The sequence below is a fragment of the Arthrobacter sp. CAN_A1 genome (assembly GCF_015751665.1).
Taxonomy (GTDB): Bacteria; Actinomycetota; Actinomycetes; order Actinomycetales; family Micrococcaceae; genus Arthrobacter_D.
The window spans coordinates 1-4,179 of sequence record NZ_JADOUR010000030.1 but is presented as its reverse complement, the minus strand read 5'-3'; the positions used below and the strand labels follow the sequence as shown (position 1 = coordinate 4,179).

The window sequence follows — 4,179 nt, the reverse complement described above, 5'->3', positions numbered from 1 at the left end:
GTCAAGCAGGGCAGACTGGTCTAGAGCCATCGTGTGTTGTGTCTTTCTGTGAGTGACTTTGATCGGTACTCACTGACCATCGCACGATGGCTCACTACGTCGCCGGAGCAACGCGCTCACCGCGGGAAACTACACCACCCCACGGGACGTAACCAAAGCCGATAACACCCAGATCTTGCTGACGCATCAGTTAGTTGCTTCCTGGTGAACACCTTTATCTGTTTGCCCTCGCTGAGGCTGGCCGCTGATACTGGTTCCGAGTGTGGCTGAGTGTTATCCCCAGAAAATGGGGTCTCCGCTTTCGTCCACATGGTCGAGCAGTACTTGAAGGCTGGGACTCGGAGCAAGGAATTGGTACTGATGGAATTTCAGACTCCGGTCACGCCAGTACAAGGTCCACAGCCCTGTCTTCTTCGTGAAATACATCCGAGCTATCGGGAAGCGTGACCACTGCGTTTGCCCATCCCCATCCCACGGTGGACGGCATTCGACAATGGTGATGTGACGGGCAGCGACGTCGCACTCCACCCGCATCTCAGTACTGAATCTGGCAGGCACCCGTCCGGCACACCAACGGCGCGCACGAGCAACCTCGAGCTCAGGCAATCCAGAAGAAACCATAGCCTCGATAATCCCAGAAGCTCCCCTGCCCAGGAAACTCAGGAAAACTTGGGACGAAGTCAGAACGCCGTGGCCGCAGAAAACCGCAGATGGCCTCCACCACGGTCCCTGGATGAATCAGCTGCAGGATGCAGGTCTTGACCGGTTGTGCCGGTACCGCCAGCTTCTTCCGGGACGCCAGCGTTGGCCAGGCGTTAGTAGGTAACCCATCCACCATGGTGTGGGTGACGAATCTCACGTGGTTGAGGTTTTGGCAACGGCTTATCAGGTCAACTGGGGGCCGATAGTTGTCCCCCTAGATGCCTCGCCGGAGGGCCTCATCATGATTTCCAAACACAAAGTTCTCAGCGTCACGTTCACCGCAGCCCTGATCGCAGGGGCTGGCCTCGGTTCCGCCGGGGTAGCCATGGCCGCTCCCGGCGCGGTGACCCAATCGGTACCAGCCATAACCACCGGAGCAATGTCCATCAGCATCGATGACTTCGCGTTTACAGGACCCGGAACCGTCAACCCCGGCGGGGAGATCACCGTCACCAACAACGACACTGAAGCCCACACCGTGACCGCTGATGATGGCTCCTTCGATGTCACCATCCCCGGCGGGGCGAGCGCTACCTTCACCGCCCCTGACACGGCAGGAAGCTACGGATTCTTCTGCAAATTCCACGGCAACATGCGCGGCACCCTCACCGTCGGCGCTGAAGCCATGGCACCAGCCCCCACCACACCGACCATGGCTCCCGAAGTCGCTGAATCAGAGCCAGCAGGAAACGACGGGATGGACCAGATGGGTGCGGTGCCTAAGGGCGGTGCCGATACCGGTGTGGTGAGCCAAAACCCAATCGAGGTACCGATCATGCTGGCTCTCGGTGGTGGGCTGGTCCTGGCCGCAACAGCCGGAGGAACCTACGCGGTCCGCCGCCGGACTGACGAAAACTAAACCCCATTACCTAAACGGACCGGGGGCTGACTCCTCCCGGTTAGTTCGCCCAAACGACCGCCGCGGAAGTCCCCCAGCTCCTGCGGCGGTCGTCTGTCCAAGCGCAACACTCACAAGCCCTCACTGAGGAGAAGACAGCCGAAGACCATATAGTCCCCAGCTTTGAGGTTTTCCGTCTGTGGGCGAACGCACGCGAGATCCTTCCTTGTCTGGTAGTTTCGCTGAGCTGGTATCCAGCTTGCAGGCCCCCGCACACCATGGGGTATCTTTTATCCCAGAGGGCGGCCTCGGTTACCGTTCCCCCTTGAGTGTTCACCAAAGTCCCGTCTGACCGCACGGCGAGCTACCGCAAGGGGAACCGTCATGAACAGGCACAGCGGCTACGTCAACATCGCCGAAACCTAAACTCAGCCACCGGTACAGTGACCCAAACAACGGATAGCCAAACCCTTGCTGGCCTTCTCCGCCTTGCGGGCCAAGGAGATCAGGATGCGTTCACCGCGTTCTACCACCTCACTTCGCGCCGGGTCTATGGTCTTGCCCGCCGGGTCATCGTCGACGCTGAAATAGCCCACGACGCTACGCAGGAAATCTTTGTGATCGTGTGGAAAAATGCCCACAAATACAACCCCACCCTTGGCACTCCCCTGGCATGGCTGCTGACCATCACCCACCGCAAAGCCGTGGATAAAGTCCGCTCAGAACAAGCCACCATCAACCGACAAACACGCTGGGGTATCACAAACCACACCCCGGAGTACGACGTCGTAGCCGAAACCGTCACCACCAGAGCCGAAACCCAATCCGTCATCACTTGCCTGAAGAGCCTCTCCCCCATCCAACAAGAAGCAATCAATCTCGCCTACTACAACGGGCTGACCTACCGCGAAGTCGCTGAACACTTATCCATTCCCTTACCAACTATCAAAACCAGAATCCGAGAAGGGCTCAAACACCTCCGCGTCTGCCTAGACTATGGCGAACCCACATGAAAGCCTTCAAGCTTTCCCCTGCGGAAAATATCGGAGGAACCCGCTTCGTAGACGATCCGGCCCAGCGCCTTACCAATCAAGAAGCAATCCGCCGCCACCTGGTTCACACCGTTCTGACCTTCCTGGAAACTTGCGTCAACTCCGAGTCAAGCTGCGATCCATCAACGCACCTCTCCCCTGACACGCAGCGACTCCTCAGCGCAGCCATACGCGACCTCGAGAACATCGACGATCACCTCGCCCAGACCCGAGCCCTACCCACAACACGCTCCCCCGACAACGACCACCTGTCATAGTCATTGGGGGTCTCGCCTGCGGCTTTGCACCGCTGGCTGAAGATCGCCGACCGCGAAGACGGGCTGAACTCCGAGGCCGTGTCCGATGACTCCGTGAAGCTCCGAGAGGCCAATAAGCGGATCCGGCTGCTAGAGCAAGAGGCGGAAGTGATGCGCCGTGCCGTGGCGTACCTGTCCAGGGACATCAACCCAAAAAAATGATCTACCCGCTGGTCCGTGAATTAGCTGCCCAGGACGCCCCGGTCAGGGTCCCTGTGGCAGTGTCCTGCCGGGTATTGAACTTCTCCAGACAGGCCTACTACCTGTGGGCGGCGAACCCCGTCTCGGCCCGGGACTGGGAGGAAGCCCATCTGATCAACGCCGCCATCGATCACCACCGCGATGACCCTGCCTTCGGGTACCGGTTCATCGCCGATGAAATCAACGCCGGCGCCGATCAAGTGGTGAGTGAACGAAGGATCTGGCGGCTGTGTTCAGCAAATGGCATCGTCTCGGTAATCCACCGTCGGCGTCAAGGCTGAGGCCGCGTACCTAGAAAAAGCGGCCGCATACTTCGCGAGGGAGCCACGATAGTGGCGAAGTATGAATTCATCGACTCCTACGGCTCCTGTGATTCGACGGTGCTGAAGACACCGGCGGTGCTGAGCATGTGCTCCTGGTTGGAGGTCTCCCGTTCGGGTTTCTACCATTGGCGCTCTCGCCCGGTCTCGGCCACCGCAGCTCGCAGGACTGCCCTAGCGGCCCGGATCCACCACTTCTTCGACGCATCCGAAGGGACCTACGGGTACCGCAGGCTCCACGCCGACTTACAGGCGGAGAACACCGAATGCTCCCCGGAGCTGTACGCCAGATCATGCGCCAGGAAGGCCTCGTGCCCTACCAACCACGGCCCTTCAGGACCACGACAGCCGCCGATGCCCACGCGGCAGCCGACATGCCGGATCTAATCCGACGTGACTTCACCGCCGATCGTCCGGGGATCAGGTCTGTCGGGGACATCACGTATATCCACACATGGGAGGGTTTCATCTACTTGGCAACGGTCATCGACTGCTATTCCAAGAAAGTCGTCGGCTGGGCCATCGACGATCACATGCGCGTGGACCTTGTTGAACGGGCCCTGAGCAATACCGCGAACACGACAAAGATGGGACTGCCCACGGTTTGGTTGACTCGTGGGGTTGATAGTTTCTTAGGCGGCTAGCACCATGTTGTTGATTGTCTCAAACTCGATCGGGTTAGTTTACCGAGGGCTTTCTGCCGGCGTCGGCGGTGGTAGGTGCGTTCGATCCAGGTGATGATCGCGAGCCGCAATTCCTGGCGCGTTTCC

At 59.3% G+C, this 4,179-nt stretch carries 4 protein-coding genes and 3 pseudogenes; 5 read left to right on the top strand and 2 right to left on the bottom strand.

Going from position 1 to position 4,179, the window contains the following annotated elements; translation table 11 throughout:
• Positions 1-273: 273 nt before the first annotated feature.
• Positions 274-621: a DUF3024 domain-containing protein gene (locus IWX62_RS15990; RefSeq protein WP_196842402.1), complete on the bottom strand. Its 348-nt coding sequence runs from the start codon at positions 619-621 to the stop codon at positions 274-276.
• Positions 622-943: 322 nt separating this feature from the next.
• On the opposite strand from IWX62_RS15990, the gene IWX62_RS15985 reads away from it, so the two are divergent.
• The 5 genes and pseudogenes from IWX62_RS15985 to IWX62_RS15960 all read left to right on the top strand — a co-directional run.
• Positions 944-1,561, top strand: a complete 618-nt coding sequence (locus tag IWX62_RS15985) for a cupredoxin domain-containing protein (RefSeq protein ID WP_196842401.1) — start codon at positions 944-946, stop codon at positions 1,559-1,561.
• A gap of 422 nt (positions 1,562-1,983) precedes the next feature.
• Positions 1,984-2,553, top strand: a complete 570-nt coding sequence (gene sigK / locus IWX62_RS15980; RefSeq protein WP_196842400.1) for an ECF RNA polymerase sigma factor SigK — start codon at positions 1,984-1,986, stop codon at positions 2,551-2,553.
• A complete protein-coding gene (locus IWX62_RS15975; RefSeq protein ID WP_196842399.1) occupies positions 2,550-2,849 on the top strand; it encodes a hypothetical protein in 300 nt (99 codons plus the stop codon). The genes sigK and IWX62_RS15975 overlap by 4 nt, the downstream gene beginning before the upstream one ends.
• A 6-nt stretch (positions 2,850-2,855) precedes the next feature.
• A pseudogene (locus IWX62_RS16395) lies at positions 2,856-3,361 on the top strand (IS3 family transposase); the annotation flags it as partial.
• Positions 3,360-3,999 (top strand): annotated as a pseudogene (locus IWX62_RS15960) (IS3 family transposase); the annotation flags it as partial. The pseudogenes IWX62_RS16395 and IWX62_RS15960, both read left to right, overlap by 2 nt.
• A 42-nt stretch (positions 4,000-4,041) precedes the next feature.
• Here the strand turns inward: IWX62_RS15960 and IWX62_RS15955 are convergent.
• Positions 4,042-4,179 (bottom strand): annotated as a pseudogene (locus tag IWX62_RS15955) (IS3 family transposase); the annotation flags it as partial.